Below are 1,399 nucleotides of genomic sequence, written 5' to 3'. Positions count from 1 at the left end.
CCCTGGTCGTAGCCCAGGCTGCTGCCGTACTCGGCGAACCATGGCTGCAGCCAGGCCCAGCCCACCGGGCGGCTCCAGCGCAGGTCGTTGCGCCAGTAACCGCCGCTGTCGCCGGACAGCGACTGGTCCTTGTAGCCACGGATCGACGACAGCCCGCCGAGGCTGGTGCGCTGCGGGCTGAACAGCACGTCTTCGCTGCGCTGGCCGGTCATCAGGCTGCTGAAGCTGAACGACTCGCCCCACAGCTTGAACGGCTGCAGGTAGCTGAGGGTGGCGGTGTATTTGCGGTAGCGCGCATTCGGCTCGCCGGGTCCCGGGTGGCCATTGTCCTGGGCGTCGAAGGCGCCGATGCCGTGCTGCAGGCCCAGGTCGAGGTTGACGAAGGCACCGCCGATGCGCCGGCCGTGGTTGATGCCGAACTGGGCTTCGCTGAGGCGGTTGCTGCTCAGGGCCAGCTTGCTGTCTTCGATGAAGTTGTTGGTGCGCAGGTAGGCCAGGCCGGCGTTCAGCGAGATCTTGCTCACCGCGTCACGCAGGATCACCCGCTCGGCGCGCAGTTGGTGGTTCTGGCTGTCGCCGCTCTGCTTGAAGCTGAAACCGTTGGCCTGGGCCTGGGAGCGGTACTCGCTCTGGCTGTAGGTGTAGCTGAAGTTCCACCAGCCCCAGGGCAGGTTGTAAAAGAGCATGGCGTTGTTGGAGGTGTGCTGGTGGTCGCTCATGGCATCGTGGCCGCCGCGCAGCATCAGCTGGTCGGCCAGCCCCAGCGGGCTGTCCCAGTCGAAGGTGGTGCCCCACTGCTGCTCGCCGGTACTGCGCTGGCCGTCGTTGCTGCGCGACAGGCCGGCGCGCCAGGGCTTTTGCGCAGTGTTCTTGACCAGCACGGTGCTGCCGCCCACCGCCTGGCCCGGCGTCAGCTCCATCTGCGCCTGGTTCGACGGCAGGCGGTTGAGCTGGTCCACCAGCTGTTCGATTTCCCGCAGATTGACCAACTCGCCGACCCGGCCGGGAAAAGCCATGGCCAGCTCGCGCTCGGACAGCTGGCTGTCGGCCGCGCCCTTCAAGCCTTCGAGCCGACCCTCGACCACCAGCACCTTCAAGTGGCCGCCGGACAGGTCCTGCTGCGGCAGGTAGGCGCGGCTGGTCACCAGGCCCTTTTCCAGGTAATGGTCGGTGATGACCTTGAGCAGTTCGTTGAGCTGGCTGACGCCCAGGCACTGGCCGATATAGGGCTCCAGCAGGCGCGCCTGTTCGGCGGCGGACAGGCTGTCGGCGCCCTTGAGCTCGATGTCCTTGATCGGGAAACAGCGGGTGTCGGCCGGCGCGGTCGGCGCCGTGGGAGCGGCCTCTTTACCGGGCAGATCCTTGAGCTCTTCCAGGCGCCGGCGCTGCTCTTCGAGCA

1 protein-coding gene is annotated in these 1,399 nt (G+C 67.2%); it reads right to left on the bottom strand.

Going from position 1 to position 1,399, the window contains the following annotated elements; translation table 11 throughout:
• Positions 1 to 1,399: ShlB/FhaC/HecB family hemolysin secretion/activation protein (locus tag BLV20_RS30715; RefSeq protein ID WP_092306083.1), on the bottom strand; the 1,399-nt coding region annotated here is incomplete at both ends.

It is taken from the genome of Pseudomonas sp. NFIX28 (assembly GCF_900107395.1).
In the GTDB taxonomy this organism is placed as follows: Bacteria; Pseudomonadota; Gammaproteobacteria; order Pseudomonadales; family Pseudomonadaceae; genus Aquipseudomonas.
Note: the sequence above shows the minus strand (reverse complement) of the source record. Positions and strands in the feature narration are given on the sequence as shown.